Source organism: Nocardioides panacisoli (assembly GCF_039537325.1).
GTDB classification, from domain to species: Bacteria; Actinomycetota; Actinomycetes; order Propionibacteriales; family Nocardioidaceae; genus Nocardioides; species Nocardioides panacisoli.
Window position 1 is genome coordinate 326,682 of sequence record NZ_BAABAH010000001.1, and the last position, 12,557, is coordinate 339,238.

Sequence of the window (12,557 nt, forward strand, 5' to 3'; positions counted from 1 at the left end):
TGATTGGGTGTTCTCGTGCAGTTCTCGTCGACGGAGGGTGAGCATCGCTACGCGGACCTGGTCCGCGTCGCCCCGCACACCGTCGTCGGGCTCGACTTCGACGGCACCCTGGCCCCGATCGTCGACGACCCGACCCGCGCCCACATCCACCCTGACGCCAGCGAGGTGCTGGTCGACCTGGCGGGGGAGATCGCCGCGATCGCGGTCATCACCGGCCGGCCGGCACGCCAGGCCCTCGACCTCGGTGGGCTCGAGGACGTCGGGGACGCGATCGCCGCCGTCGGCAAGGAGCTCTTCGTCTTCGGGCAGTACGGCAACGAGCGCTGGACCTCGACGCACCGCCGGATCGTCGCCCCCCGGCCGCCGCGCGGGCTCGCGACCTTCGAGCGGGAGCTCCCACGGGTGCTCCGGCGGGCCGGCCTCTCGGAGGCCTACGTCGAGGACAAGGGGCTCGCGATCGCGGTGCACACGCGGCGGCTGGACGACCCCGACCAGGCGTTCCGGGACCTGCTCGAGCCGTTGAAGGAGCTGGCGGCGCGGCACGAGCTGGTCGTGGAGCCCGGCCGCTCCGTGATCGAGGTGCGCTCGGCGGGCTCGCACAAGGGGATGGTCGTGGAGCGGATCGCGGAGGAGACCGCTGCGCAGGGGTTCCTGTTCGCGGGCGACGACCTCGGTGACATCGAGGCGTTCGACGCCGTCGACGATCTCGCGGGCCGGGGCCTCGCGACGCTGCGGGTGTGCTCGGCGTCCAACGAGGAGAGCGCCCTGATGTCGCTATCCGACGTCGTCGTGCGCGGCCCCGAGGGCGTGCTCGACCTGCTGCGACGGCTCACCGCCGACGCCCGCAGCGCGCGCGTCGCCTGACCTCACGCACCGAGGGCGGCCCGCTGCTCGCGGAGCACGGCCAGCTCGACCTCGTTCGCGCAGAGCGCGATCGCGGTGTCGTACGCCGTCCGCGCGCCGGCGTGGTCGCCGGTCCGGGCGAGGAGCTGCGCGCGGACGGCGGGGAGCCGGTGCCCCGGCACGGCGAGGCCGGCGAGGGCGTCGAGGCCCGCCTCCGGGCCGCGCGCCTCGGCGAGTGCGACGGCGCGGTTGAGCCGGACGACGGGCGAGTCGCCCAGCGTCAGCAGCTCGTCGTAGCGCGCCACGATCCTGTCCCACGCCGTGTCCTCCGCCGACGCCGCGATCGCGTGCTCGGCGGCGATCAGCGCCTGGAGGAGGTACGGCGCCGGCGCCCCGACCGCGAGCGGCGCCAGCAGTGTCAGCGCCTCGCCGATCTCCTCCTGCCGCCACAGCGACCGGTCCTGGTCGGGCAGCAGCACCAGGCGGTCCCCGCTCACGCGGGCGGCGCGGCGCGCGTGCTGGAGGAGCATCAGGGCCTGCAGGGCGTCGAGCTCCGGGTCGTCGTACGGCAGCAGCGAGCGGAGCGCCCGGACCAGCCGGATCGCCTCTCCCGCGAGATCGGCCCGGACGACGTCCGGACCGGTGCCGGGCGCGTAGCCGGCCGTGAACGCGAGGTAGGCGACGTCCGCGACCCGCGCGACCCGATCGGTGAGGTCGGACCCGGACGGCACCCCGAGCCGCTCGCCGGCCAGCTTCTTGCGCGCCCGGGTGAGCCGGGCCGCCATCGTGGCGGGGGACTGGAGGAAGAGCCGGGCGACCTCCGGCGTCGGCACGCCGAGGACCAGCCGCAGGGTCAGCGCGGCCGCGGCCTCACGGGAGAGCCGTGGGTGGGTGCACAGGAGGACCAGCCGGAGCCGTTCGTCCCGGAGCTCGTCGCCGGGGTCGACCAGCACCCGCTGCGCGTCCTGCGCGAGGTCCGCCTCGACCTCGAGCAGCGGCATCGACCGGGCCAGGACCCGCTCGGAGCGCAACCGGTCCAGCGCCCGGCGTCGGGACGTGGTCAGCAGCCAGCCGGCCGGGTTGGCGGGCACCCCCGTCTCCGGCCAGGTCCGGGCCGCGGCCTCGAACGCGTCGGCGAGTGCGTCCTCGGCGAGGTCGAGCCGGCGGAAGTGCGCGACGAGCAGGGCCACGATCCGGCCCCACTCGTCGCGCAGCGCCTGTTCGAGCGCGGTGTCGACGCTCAGGCTCGCCTCCCGAGGCTCACGACATGCCTGCGTCACCGCTGTGGTCGACGACCTCCCGGACCTCGATCGAGGCACCCTCGGCGTTCGCGAGGATGCCGCAGACCTGGAGCAGGTCGTCGAGGTCGTCGGTCTCGACGGTGTAGAAGCCGGTGAGCTGCTCGACGGTCTCGGCATAGGGGCCGTCGGTGACGAGGACGTCGCCGCCGGCGGACTTCCGCACCTGCTGGGTGGTCCGGGAGTGGGTCAGCTCGGCACCGCCGGTGACCTTGTGGCCGCGCTCGGCGAGGACGCGCGCGAACTCGCCGTGTCGCTCGTACATCTCGGCCCGCTGCTCGGGCGTGGCGTTCTCCCACGTGCTCTCGTCGCCGGGGAGGAGGACGGCGTACTGGGTCATGATGGTGATCCTTCCGCTGTGGAGGTGTTCTGTCATCGGGATGACTCCGGACCCCGGGCCGGATCGACAACCCACCGCGACCATCTCGACATCCGGACGTCCGTCTCGGATGCCGGGATTTCGATTCGGCGCCGCGAGGGCCGCCCGATAAGTTGAGGACCGCTCATCCAGAGGGACTGAGGGATACGGCCCGACGAAGTCCCGGCAACCGCCACGAGCCTCCTGCCGCACCAGCGGCGGCAGTCGTGGAGACGGTGCCAAATCCGGCCCGGCGCGACGGACGCACCGGGACAGATGAGAAGGAGGACCCCCATGAGCGCCGTCGTGACAGAGGTCGAGTCCGACACCACCGCCCGATCCGGGCTGCGCGAGGGCGCGTTCGGCCACGCCGTCGCCCTCTCCTGTCGGGAGTGCGGTCACCGGGTCGACCTCGGCCCGTTCTACGCGTGCCCGGAGTGCTTCGGCCCGCTGGAGATCGCCTACGAGTTCCCGCGGGTGACCCGCGAGGAGATCGAGGCCGGCCCCCGCAACATCTGGCGCTACAAGGCGCTGCTGCCGGTGCCGGCGGACATCGAGCAGAGCCCGAACATGGAGCCCGGCTTCACCCGGCTCCTCAAGGCGAACAACCTCGCCGCCGAGCTCGGCCTCGCGAAGCTGTGGGTCAAGGACGACTCGACCAACCCGACGAACTCCTTCAAGGACCGGGTCGTCGCGTGCGCGCTCAGCGCCGCCCGCGAGCTCGACGCGAAGGTCTTCGCGTGCCCGTCGACGGGCAACCTGGCCAACGCGGTCGCCGCCGCTGGCGCCCGGGCCGGGATCAAGACCGTCGTCTTCATCCCGAGCAACCTGGAGACGCCGAAGCAGGTCAACTCCGCGATCTACACCGAGAACCTGGTCGCCGTCGACGGCAACTACGACGACGTGAACAAGCTCGCCTCCGAGATCGCGGGCGAGGAGGACGGCTGGGCGTTCGTGAACGTCAACGTCCGGCCCTACTACGCCGAGGGCTCCAAGACCCTGGGCTACGAGATCGCCGAGCAGCTCGGCTGGCGGCTTCCGGACCAGATCGTCATCCCGGTCGCCTCCGGCTCCCAGCTCACCAAGGTGCACAAGGCCTTCCAGGAGCTGATCAAGGTCGGCCTGGTCGAGGACAAGCCCTACAAGGTGTACGGCGCGCAGGCCACCGGCTGCTCGCCGGTCTCGGTCGCCTACAAGACCGGCACCGACGCGATCCGCCCGGTCAAGCCGGACACCATCGCCAAGAGCCTCGCCATCGGCAACCCGGCCGACGGCATCTACGTCCTCGACATCTGCCGGGAGACCGGCGGCGCCGTCGAGGACATCACCGACGACGAGGTCCGCGCGGCCATCGTGCTGCTCGCCCGGACCGAGGGCATCTTCACCGAGACCGCGGGCGGCACGACCGTCGGCTGCCTCAAGAAGCTGGTCGAGACCGGCCAGCTCGACCCCGAGCTCGAGACCGTCGTCATCAACACCGGCCACGGCCTCAAGACCCTCGACGCGATCGCCGACACCGTCGGCGCCCGTGCGACGATCGCACCGACGTACGACGCCTTCCAGGCGCTCGGCATCTAAGGAGACAGCAGCAACATGAGCGTGAGCGTCCGGATCCCCACCATCCTGCGCACCTACACCGGCGGCGACTCCGAGGTGAGCGCCGAGGGCGCGAACCTGGCCGAGGTGCTCGACGACCTCGACGGCCGGTTCGCGGGGATCAAGGGCCGGATCGTCGACGAGAACGGCAAGCTGCGCCGGTTCGTCAACGTCTACGTCGGCAACGACGACGTCCGGTTCCTCGACGACCTCGCCACTCCCACGCCGGACGGCATCCAGGTCTCGGTGATCCCCGCCGTCGCCGGCGGCTGCTGAACCGATGATCGGCGGCGTGGCAGCCGGCGCGGTCCTCGGGCTGGCCGCGGCCGAGCTGTCCGCGCGCGTCTCGGGCTCGCGGCTCGCCCTGGCGAGCGGCGCCGGACTCGTCACCGCGGCGGCGATCTACCCGCTCGCCCGCAGGGAGCGAGGAGAGGGCGTAGCGCTGGAGGGCGCCGTGCTGGCCGGCGCCGGCCTGTTGACGGCGCTCGCCGGCACCCGACCGACGGACCCGCGGATCCGTCGGACCCTCGCTGGAGCGTGGGCGGCGCACGCGCTGTTCGACCTGCTCCGGGGCCCCACCAGCGACTCGCGGCTGCCCGGCTGGTACCCGGCCGTCTGCGCCGGCTACGACGTGGCGTACGCCGCCCGCACCGCACTCTGAGCTGGAATGGCCCGGTGACCGACCACCACTACACCCTCGGTGTCACCTGGCAGGGCAACCGCGGCTCGGGCACCAGCGGCTACCGCGACTACGGACGCGCGGTGCTGCTGACCGCGGCCGGCAAGCCGGACCTCCTGGGCTCGGCGGACCCCACGTTCCGCGGTGACGCCGACCGCTGGAACCCCGAGGAGCTGCTCGTCGCCGCGCTCAGTCAGTGCCACCTGCTGTCCTACCTGCACTCCGCGGTGAACCACGGCGTGGTCGTGACGGCGTACGAGGACAACCCGGTCGGCACCATGGCCCAGGCCGGCCAGGGTGGCCGCTTCACCGACGTGCTGCTGCGCCCACGGGTGACGGTGGCCGACGCGTCGATGGTCGAGGCCGCCGCCGCGATCCACCACGAGGCCAGCGAGAACTGCTTCATCGCGGCATCGGTGAGCTTCCCCGTGCGGCACGAGCCGGAGACTCTGGTCGCCGCTCACTGACCCGCCACCAGGCGGCCACGGTCCGTTCAGGTCCCTCTGGCAGACAGCACCCATGATCCGCAAGCGGACCCTGGTCGCGATCGTCGCCGGTGTGGGGACCGCCAGCCTCACGGCGGGCGGGACCCGGGAGATGCTGCGCCGCCAGGCGGCGGTCGCCCGGCGGCGGATCGGCAAGGATCTGGGCGAGGTCGCGCCGGACGCGTCGAGGACCTGGAGGAAGTCCTACGGCGACCGGCTCGAGCTCGTGCTGCTCGGCGACTCGATCGCGGCCGGCCTCGGGGCCGAGCGGCCGAAGGACACCCTCGGCGGACGGCTCGCCCGCGGGCTCGCGAAGGAGCTGCAGCGCTCGGTGCGGCTGCGGACGGCCGCGGTCGTCGGGTCGGAGTCCGCGGCGCTGGCGGCGCAGATCGGGTCGCTACCGGAGAGGTACCGGCCCGACATCGCCGTCGTCGTGGTGGGCGGCAACGACGTGACCCACCGGGTGCCGGTCGCGACGTCGGTCCGGCACCTCGAGGACGCGATCGTCGCGCTCCGGACCCGTGGCGCCGAGGTCGTCGTCGGCACCTGCCCCGACCTCGGTGCCCTGCGGCCGGTACCCCAGCCGCTGCGCTCGCTCGGGTCGCGGATGTCGCGGCAGCTGGCGACCGCGCAGGCGGCGGCCGCCGTACGGAACGGCGCGCACGCGGTGTCCCTCGCGCACGTCGTGGGCCCCTTCTTCATCACCAACCCGGACGAGATGTTCAGCCTGGACCGGTTCCACCCGAGCGCACTGGGCTACAAGCGGACCGCCACGGCGCTGCTGCCCTCGCTGCTCACCGCGCTCGGCGAGCGGGACGCGCCGCCGTTCGGCCACCACGCCCCGAGGTCGGTGGAGCCAGGGCCGGAGGTCGTCGAGGTCGACCCGGGCACGGACGTCTGACCGGGACAAGGTCGGGACAGCCTGCACGAAAGTCGGGACACCGGACTCTCGGACGCGGGACGCCGGGTCTCGGAGTCTCGGGTCATCGCCTGACGGCCCGACCCGAGGAGAACCTCATGACCGCGATGCCCCTGTCCCGATCGACGATGCCTGCGCGACCCGAGCTGCGCCTGGTGCGACCGAGCGAGCCGCGCTGGGTGCGGTACCTCACCCGTCGCGAGGTCGAGGTGCTGCACTGCGTGGCGCGCGGCCTCTCCAACGCCGAGATCGCCAAGGAGCTGTGGGTCTCGCTCCCGACGGTCAAGAGCCACGTCGCGCGGCTGCTGCACAAGGTGGGCGTCCGGGACCGGGTGCAGCTGGTCGTCGTCGCGTACCGGTCGGGTTTCGTCACGGTCTGAAGCGGCGTCAAGAAAAATCGGCCGGCGCCAACCTTTTGAGGGCACCCGTGCGTTCTACTGGTGACACCTTCATCGCCCCAGGAGGGCACCATGTGGCTGGCCATCGAGATCACCGCCGCCGTGCTGTTCGTCGCGGCTTGCGTCTACGCCGAGTTCTTCTCCCGGTCGCGCAAGAAGATCGAGCGCAACCCGGGTCTGACGGCGAACATGATGCTGGTCCAGGAGGCCTGGCACCACAACGCCGGCGACCAGAGCACCGGCGGCATCTGAACCCCAGCCTCGCGGCGGCCTACGCCGCAACGCGCGTGACGTCAGTCAGGCCGTGCCCTGACTGACGTCAAGGTGCTGGTGACGCCCTGCCTGACGTCCGTCAGGGTGAGCCCTGACTGACGTCATGCAGGGTCGGAGGCCGCGGTCGCGCTCGGGCCGCCCGGTGCAGGCGCGGTGGGTCGTCAGCCACGCAGGAACCGGGCCAGGGTCGCGGCGAGCTGCTCGGGAGCCTGTTCGGCCATGTGGTGGCCGGAGTCGATGACGGCCGATGCGACGGCGTCCCGGCACCACGGCTGCCAGACGGCCACCGGGTCGCCGTACAGGTCCTCGAGGTCGTCGTGCCGTGACCAGCCGACGAGGACCGGGCACTCGACGAGCCGACCCGCCGCACGGTCGGCCTCGTCGGCGGCGCGGTCGACGTGGGGGGACGCTGCGTAGTCCTCGACCATCGCCCGGACCGTCCGCGGATCGGTGACCGCGGCGACGGCGTCGGCGTGGTTCTCCTCGCCCATCGACGTCGGCCGCCATCGCGCGGTCGCCGTACACCGAGTGCTCGGCATCCGGCTCCGGCTTCGACGACCGTCCGTAGCCGCGCAGGTCGGGGCAGACCACCCGGAACCCCTCGGCAACCAACAGCGGCGCCACCCGGTGCCACGTCGTGTGCGTCCGCGGGTGGCCGTGCAAGAGCACCACCGCCGGCCCGGTGCCTCCCACGCGGACCCGGAGGTCGACGCCGTCGGCGCCGGGCACCGTCAGCAGCTCGAACCCTTCGAACATCCTCGTCGCGTCCGCTAGGCCGTCCGCGGCTCGCCGCGGGTCAGGTCGTCCTCCGTCGTGAGGTCGGCCTGGACCCGCGGGTCGTCCCGGTCCGCGAAGTAGTCGCCCGGCGCCGTCCGGTCGCGGCCGTTGGAGACCTTGAGCAGGTTGAGCACGACCGTGAGCACGGCAGCCACGACCACGTTGAGCACGAACGCGGTCAGCGCGATGTAACCCAGGTCGCCGAGCGCCGGGATCTCCGCGAGGCTGCCGCCGAAGTGCTTGGTCGCCGGGCTGGCCACCTTGTAGGCCTCGACCGTGCCGTAGACCATGCCGACCGCCCAGCCCGCGAGCAGCCCCCACCGGTGGAACCATCGGGTGAACAGGCTGAACACGATCGCCGGGAAGGTCTGCAGGATCCAGATGCCGCCGAGCAGCTGGAAGTTGATCGCGTTCTGCCGGTCCAGGGTCAGCACGAACACCAGCGCGAACGCCTTCACCACCAGCGACATGATCTTGGCGACCCGCGCCTCCTCGGCCGGGTCGGCGTCCTTGCGGATCCACTCCTTGTAGACGTTGCGCGTGAACGTGTTCGCCGCCGCGATCGACATGATCGCGGCCGGCACCAGCGCGCCGATCGCCACCGCGGCGAACGCGACGCCGGCGAACCACGAGGGGAACTTGTCCTCGAACAGCTGCGGGATCACCAGCTGCGCGTTCGGCTCGCCGTCCGCCCCGATGGGCTGGGTGCCCGCCGCGATGGCCACCCAGCCGAGCAGGGCGAGCAGGCCGAGCACGAAGGAGTACGCCGGCAGGATGGCCGCGTTGCGCCGTACGGTGTTGCGGCTGTCGGAGGACAGGCTCGCGGTGACCGAGTGGGGATACATGAACAGCGCCATCGCCGAGCCGAGGGCGAGGGTCGCGTAGGCCCAGAACTGCGGGTCGCCCGGGATGAACGCCCCGGTCGGGGCGTTCGTGGCGGGGTTGGTGGTCGCCATCTTCTTCTCGGCGGCGCCGAACACCGCGTCCCAGCCGCCGACCTTCGACGGCAGGTAGATCACGGCCACGATGACGACCAGGTAGATCAGGAAGTCCTTGACGAAGGCGATGACGGCGGGTGCCCGGAGGCCGGAGGAGTAGGTGTACGCCGCGAGCACCGCGAACGCGATGAACAGCGGCAGGTCCCGCAGGAACGCGTTGTCGTTGCCGCCGAGGCCCGCGACCTCGAGCACCGCCTGGATGCCGACCAGCTGGAGCGCGATGTAGGGCATCGTCGCGACGAAGCCCGTGACGGCGACGGCGAGCGAGAGGCCGCGGTCGTCGTACCTGCCCCTGACGAAGTCGGCCGGGGTGACGTAGCCGTGCCGGTGGCTGACCGACCACAGCCGCGCCATGAACAGGAAGACGATCGGGTAGAGCACGATCGTGTAGGGCACCGCGAAGAACCCGGCCACGGCACCGGTCGCGAACATCGCGGCCGGTACGGCGACGAACGTGTAGGCCGTGTAGAGGTCGCCGCCGAGCAGGAACCAGGTGATCCAGGTGCCGAACCGGCGTCCGCCGAGGCCCCACTCGTCGAGGGAGTTGAGGTGCGGTGCCTGCCGGAAGCGCGCCGCCATGAACCCGAGGACCGTGACGACGAGGAACAGGGCGATGAGGACGGACAGCGCCACCCAGTTGATGCCGGAGGACGCCGCCAGGTGAAGCGGCGCCGTCATCGCCGGGCCGCCAGGGTGAGCTTGTAGGCGGTCCAGGTCAGCGCCGAGGTCACGAAGACCCAGACGAACTGGTACCAGAAGAAGAACGGGAAGTCCCAGAGCTCGGGACCGTCCTTCGCGTAGCTGGGCACCCACAGCAGGGCCACCAGCGGGATGACCAGCAGCACGCCGGCGATGGCCATCAAGGTCTTGTTGGTGCGCGGGACCTCGGCGTCGTCAGGGGACGCCGGAGCCCGGTCATGATTGCCCGAGGTCATGGACCGGAAACTACTCACGCGCGGCCGGGCGTCAACCCCGCTTGCACTCGCAGGGGTCGAGTGCTAAACATTGAGTTGGCACTCTCGCCATGAGAGTGACAAAACTCCCGGCTCGGGGAGTCGAGGTCAGGCAGCGTCGGCGGGAAGGGTCCGCCGGAACGGCCCGACCGTCCGTCGCGGGCGACGAACCGGGTCCACCAGACATCTCTAATGCGAAGGAATCGCAGGAGCTATGCCGAAGCTGATTGCTTTCAACGAGGAGGCCCGACGCGGGCTCGAGCGGGGCATGAACACCCTCGCCGACGCCGTGAAGGTCACCCTCGGCCCCAAGGGTCGCAACGTCGTCCTGGAGAAGAAGTGGGGCGCCCCCACGATCACCAACGACGGTGTCTCCATCGCCAAGGAGATCGAGCTCGAGGACCCCTACGAGAAGATCGGCGCCGAGCTGGTCAAGGAGGTCGCGAAGAAGACCGACGACGTCGCCGGTGACGGCACGACGACCGCGACCGTCCTCGCTCAGGCGATGGTCCGTGAGGGTCTGCGCAACGTGGCCGCGGGTGCGAACCCGATGGGCCTGAAGCGCGGCATCGAGGCCGCTGTCGAGGCTGTCTCCGAGCAGCTCCTCGGCATGGCCAAGGAGATCGAGACCAAGGAGCAGATCGCCTCCACCGCGTCCATCTCGGCCGCCGACCCCACCGTCGGCGAGATCATCGCCGAGGCGATGGACAAGGTCGGCAAGGAGGGCGTGATCACCGTCGAGGAGTCGAACACGTTCGGCCTCGACCTCGAGCTCACCGAGGGCATGCGGTTCGACAAGGGCTACATCTCCGCCTACTTCGTGACCGACCCGGAGCGGATGGAGACCGTGCTCGAGGACCCCTACGTCCTCATCGCGAACTCCAAGGTCAGCAACGTCAAGGACCTGCTGCCGCTGCTCGAGAAGGTCATGCAGTCGGGCAAGCCGCTCGTCATCATCGCCGAGGACGTCGACGGCGAGGCGCTGTCGACCCTGGTCGTCAACAAGATCCGCGGCACCTTCAAGTCCGTCGCCGTCAAGGCTCCGGGCTTCGGTGACCGCCGCAAGGCCATGCTGCAGGACATCGCGATCCTGACCGGTGGCCAGGTCATCTCCGAGGAGGTCGGCCTCAAGCTGGAGTCGGCCGGTGTCGAGCTGCTGGGCCAGGCCCGCAAGGTCGTCATCACCAAGGACGAGACCACCATCGTCGAGGGTGCCGGTGACGCCGCCCAGATCGAGGGCCGGGTCAACCAGATCCGCGCCGAGATCGAGAAGTCGGACTCCGACTACGACCGCGAGAAGCTGCAGGAGCGGCTCGCCAAGCTGGCCGGCGGCGTGGCCGTCATCAAGGTCGGCGCGGCCACCGAGGTCGAGCTCAAGGAGCGCAAGCACCGCATCGAGGACGCCGTCCGCAACGCGAAGGCCGCCGTCGAGGAGGGCATCGTCGCCGGTGGCGGCGTCGCGCTGGTCCAGGCCGGTCAGGGCGCGTTCGCGAAGCTCGAGCTGGAGGGTGACGAGGCCACGGGCGCCAACATCGTGAAGGTCGCGATCGAGGCCCCGCTCAAGCAGATCGCCATCAACGCCGGCCTCGAGGGCGGCGTCGTGGCCGAGAAGGTCCGCAGCCTCGAGCCGGGCCACGGCCTCAACGCGGCCACCGGCGAGTACGTCGACATGATCGCCGAGGGCATCATCGACCCCGCCAAGGTGACCCGCTCGGCGCTGCAGAACGCCGCGTCGATCGCCGCGCTGTTCCTCACCACCGAGGCCGTCGTGGCCGACAAGCCGGAGAAGGCCGCCCCCATGGGTGGCGACCCGACCGGTGGCATGGGCGGCATGGACTTCTGAGTCCGTCGAGTGGGGGTCTTCGCACCCTCGAAATGTGATCGAAGCCGACCCGGCGCCAGGCAACTGGCGCCGGGTTCCGGCTTTTTCTGACATCTCGAGGGTGCGGAGACCCCCACTCGACGATCAGGATGGATGACGTGATCCACGGACTGCTGCTGGCGGCGGGGGCGGGGACCCGGATGGGTACGCCGAAGGCGCTGGTGCCGGGCTGGCTGGCGGGGGCGGTCGAGGCGCTCCGGGACGGCGGGTGCGCCGAGGTGACCGTCGTGCTGGGGGCGGCGGCCGACGAGGCGCGGGCGCTGCTGCCGGACGGCGTGGACTGTGTCGTGGCCGAGGACTGGGAGAGCGGGATGTCCCGGTCGTTGAGCGCGGGCCTGGTCGCGCTGGCCGGGACCGAGGCGACCGCGGCGATGCTGCACCTGGTCGACCTGCCGGACGTCGGCGCCGACGTCGTGCGGCGGCTCGCCGCGTGCGGTGGCGGGCGCGACGTGCTGGCGCGGGCGACGTACGACGGCAGGCCCGGCCACCCGGTCCTCATCGGCCGCGACCGCTGGGCGGGTGTGCTCGAGGGCGCGACGGGGGACGAGGGGGCGCGGGCCTACCTGCGCCGCAACGACGTCGTGGCCGTCGAGTGCGGGGACCTCGCCGGCGGCCACGACGTGGACCGGCGCTAGCTGGCCGCGGACCCTCCCGAGCCGGAGGACTGGTCCTCGGAGTCGTCACGCGGGACGCTCGGCAGCTGGCCGCCCGGAGGGGCGCCGGGGAGCCGGCCCTCGCCGCCGGGCAGCTGCCCGCCACCCGGGAGCGGCCCGCCCGGGAAGCCCTCCCGGTCGGACAAGCCGTGCTCGCTGCGGTCGGAGTGGTCGGCGAGATGGGTGATCGCCGTGCCGCCGAGACCGCCGAGGACGACACCGGCCGCGGCCACCGCGAGAACCGACCGGAGCCGGAACATCCGCCCGGGCGCGGCTGGGGCCGGGGGCGCGTAGGCCGGCGGGGTCGGCCGGTCCGAGGGAGCCTGCGCGGGCGGGTCGAGAGGCGTGCCGGTCCACGGCTGGACCGGCTCGATCGGGGTGTCCTCGTTGCTCATGTCTCGCACGGTGACCCTCCGACCTGTGCGGACGCTGTGCCCGCGCCGTG

At 71.8% G+C, this 12,557-nt stretch carries 16 protein-coding genes, 1 pseudogene and 1 riboswitch; of the genes and pseudogenes, 10 read left to right on the top strand and 7 right to left on the bottom strand.

Features of this window, described 5'->3' with window-relative positions:
- Positions 1-15 precede the first annotated feature (15 nt).
- Positions 16-864: a trehalose-phosphatase gene (gene otsB, locus ABD709_RS01635; protein ID WP_344772030.1), complete on the top strand. Its 849-nt coding sequence runs from the start codon at positions 16-18 to the stop codon at positions 862-864.
- A gap of 2 nt (positions 865-866) precedes the next feature.
- Here otsB and ABD709_RS01640 read toward each other — a convergent pair whose 3' ends face one another.
- Together ABD709_RS01640 and ABD709_RS01645 are read right to left on the bottom strand one after the other, a co-directional pair.
- Positions 867-2,123 (bottom strand): RNA polymerase sigma factor, encoded by a 1,257-nt coding sequence (locus tag ABD709_RS01640; RefSeq protein ID WP_344772031.1) that lies wholly within the window; start codon positions 2,121-2,123, stop codon positions 867-869.
- Positions 2,104-2,481 (bottom strand): YciI family protein, encoded by a 378-nt coding sequence (locus ABD709_RS01645; RefSeq protein ID WP_344772032.1) that lies wholly within the window; start codon positions 2,479-2,481, stop codon positions 2,104-2,106. The genes ABD709_RS01640 and ABD709_RS01645 overlap by 20 nt, the downstream gene beginning before the upstream one ends.
- Before the next feature lie 160 nt (positions 2,482-2,641).
- Positions 2,642-2,782: riboswitch (SAM riboswitch) on the top strand.
- A gap of 11 nt (positions 2,783-2,793) precedes the next feature.
- Between ABD709_RS01645 and thrC the strand changes: the two genes are divergently transcribed.
- From thrC to ABD709_RS01680, 7 genes are all read left to right on the top strand, one after another.
- Positions 2,794-4,077, top strand: a complete 1,284-nt coding sequence (thrC, locus tag ABD709_RS01650) for a threonine synthase (RefSeq protein WP_344772033.1) — start codon at positions 2,794-2,796, stop codon at positions 4,075-4,077.
- 15 nt (positions 4,078-4,092) lie between these two features.
- Entirely contained in the window at positions 4,093-4,371 is a 279-nt protein-coding gene (locus tag ABD709_RS01655) for a MoaD/ThiS family protein (RefSeq protein ID WP_344772034.1), read from the top strand.
- A gap of 16 nt (positions 4,372-4,387) precedes the next feature.
- Positions 4,388-4,756, top strand: coding sequence for a hypothetical protein (locus tag ABD709_RS01660; RefSeq protein ID WP_344772035.1), 369 nt, complete (start codon positions 4,388-4,390; stop codon positions 4,754-4,756).
- A 14-nt stretch (positions 4,757-4,770) separates the two neighbouring features.
- Positions 4,771-5,241 (top strand): OsmC family protein, encoded by a 471-nt coding sequence (locus tag ABD709_RS01665; RefSeq protein WP_344772036.1) that lies wholly within the window; start codon positions 4,771-4,773, stop codon positions 5,239-5,241.
- Positions 5,242-5,293: 52 nt separating this feature from the next.
- A complete protein-coding gene (locus ABD709_RS01670) occupies positions 5,294-6,160 on the top strand; it encodes an SGNH/GDSL hydrolase family protein (RefSeq protein ID WP_344772037.1) in 867 nt (288 codons plus the stop codon).
- Between the two features lie 116 nt (positions 6,161-6,276).
- On the top strand, positions 6,277-6,558 hold the full coding sequence (locus ABD709_RS01675) for a response regulator transcription factor (RefSeq protein ID WP_344772038.1): 282 nt from the start codon (positions 6,277-6,279) through the stop codon (positions 6,556-6,558).
- Positions 6,559-6,648: 90 nt separating this feature from the next.
- Positions 6,649-6,828: a hypothetical protein gene (locus ABD709_RS01680; RefSeq protein ID WP_344772039.1), complete on the top strand. Its 180-nt coding sequence runs from the start codon at positions 6,649-6,651 to the stop codon at positions 6,826-6,828.
- 182 nt (positions 6,829-7,010) lie between these two features.
- Here ABD709_RS01680 and ABD709_RS01685 read toward each other — a convergent pair whose 3' ends face one another.
- The 4 genes and pseudogenes from ABD709_RS01685 to ABD709_RS01700 all read right to left on the bottom strand — a co-directional run bounded on the left by ABD709_RS01685 (position 7,011) and on the right by ABD709_RS01700 (position 9,559).
- Entirely contained in the window at positions 7,011-7,388 is a 378-nt protein-coding gene (locus ABD709_RS01685; RefSeq protein ID WP_344772311.1) for a hypothetical protein, read from the bottom strand.
- Positions 7,389-7,398: 10 nt separating this feature from the next.
- Positions 7,399-7,605, bottom strand: a pseudogene (locus ABD709_RS01690) (alpha/beta fold hydrolase); the annotation flags it as partial.
- A 14-nt stretch (positions 7,606-7,619) separates the two neighbouring features.
- Positions 7,620-9,302, bottom strand: a complete 1,683-nt coding sequence (gene mctP, locus ABD709_RS01695; RefSeq protein ID WP_344772040.1) for a monocarboxylate uptake permease MctP — start codon at positions 9,300-9,302, stop codon at positions 7,620-7,622.
- Positions 9,299-9,559: a DUF3311 domain-containing protein gene (locus ABD709_RS01700; RefSeq protein WP_344772041.1), complete on the bottom strand. Its 261-nt coding sequence runs from the start codon at positions 9,557-9,559 to the stop codon at positions 9,299-9,301. The genes mctP and ABD709_RS01700 overlap by 4 nt, the downstream gene beginning before the upstream one ends.
- A 232-nt stretch (positions 9,560-9,791) precedes the next feature.
- Between ABD709_RS01700 and groL the strand changes: the two genes are divergently transcribed.
- Together groL and ABD709_RS01710 are read left to right on the top strand one after the other, a co-directional pair.
- Complete coding sequence (gene groL, locus ABD709_RS01705; RefSeq protein ID WP_344772042.1) at positions 9,792-11,420, top strand: chaperonin GroEL; 1,629 nt, start codon at positions 9,792-9,794, stop codon at positions 11,418-11,420.
- Between the two features lie 128 nt (positions 11,421-11,548).
- Complete coding sequence (locus ABD709_RS01710) at positions 11,549-12,094, top strand: nucleotidyltransferase family protein (protein WP_344772043.1); 546 nt, start codon at positions 11,549-11,551, stop codon at positions 12,092-12,094.
- On the opposite strand, the gene ABD709_RS01715 is transcribed toward ABD709_RS01710, so the two are convergent.
- The gene (locus ABD709_RS01715) at positions 12,091-12,507 is read right to left on the bottom strand and encodes a hypothetical protein (RefSeq protein WP_344772044.1); all 417 of its coding nucleotides are present in this window, start codon (positions 12,505-12,507) and stop codon (positions 12,091-12,093) included. The genes ABD709_RS01710 and ABD709_RS01715 overlap by 4 nt on opposite strands.
- Between the last annotated feature and the right edge of the window lie 50 nt (positions 12,508-12,557).

What these genes read in the sequence shown, in the direction of transcription:
- ABD709_RS01700 (WP_344772041.1), bottom strand. Translation starts at nt 9,559, where the DNA reads ATGACCTCGGGCAATCATGACCGGGCTCCGGCGTCCCCTGACGACGCC.
- ABD709_RS01715 (WP_344772044.1), bottom strand. Translation starts at nt 12,507, where the DNA reads ATGAGCAACGAGGACACCCCGATCGAGCCGGTCCAGCCGTGGACCGGC.
- ABD709_RS01680 (WP_344772039.1), top strand. Translation starts at nt 6,649, where the DNA reads ATGTGGCTGGCCATCGAGATCACCGCCGCCGTGCTGTTCGTCGCGGCT.
- ABD709_RS01670 (WP_344772037.1), top strand. Translation starts at nt 5,294, where the DNA reads ATGATCCGCAAGCGGACCCTGGTCGCGATCGTCGCCGGTGTGGGGACC.
- ABD709_RS01675 (WP_344772038.1), top strand. Translation starts at nt 6,277, where the DNA reads ATGACCGCGATGCCCCTGTCCCGATCGACGATGCCTGCGCGACCCGAG.
- groL (WP_344772042.1), top strand. Translation starts at nt 9,792, where the DNA reads ATGCCGAAGCTGATTGCTTTCAACGAGGAGGCCCGACGCGGGCTCGAG.
- ABD709_RS01710 (WP_344772043.1), top strand. Translation starts at nt 11,549, where the DNA reads ATGGATGACGTGATCCACGGACTGCTGCTGGCGGCGGGGGCGGGGACC.
- thrC (WP_344772033.1), top strand. Translation starts at nt 2,794, where the DNA reads ATGAGCGCCGTCGTGACAGAGGTCGAGTCCGACACCACCGCCCGATCC.
- ABD709_RS01645 (WP_344772032.1), bottom strand. Translation starts at nt 2,481, where the DNA reads ATGACCCAGTACGCCGTCCTCCTCCCCGGCGACGAGAGCACGTGGGAG.
- ABD709_RS01685 (WP_344772311.1), bottom strand. Translation starts at nt 7,388, where the DNA reads ATGCCGAGCACTCGGTGTACGGCGACCGCGCGATGGCGGCCGACGTCG.
- mctP (WP_344772040.1), bottom strand. Translation starts at nt 9,302, where the DNA reads ATGACGGCGCCGCTTCACCTGGCGGCGTCCTCCGGCATCAACTGGGTG.
- ABD709_RS01655 (WP_344772034.1), top strand. Translation starts at nt 4,093, where the DNA reads ATGAGCGTGAGCGTCCGGATCCCCACCATCCTGCGCACCTACACCGGC.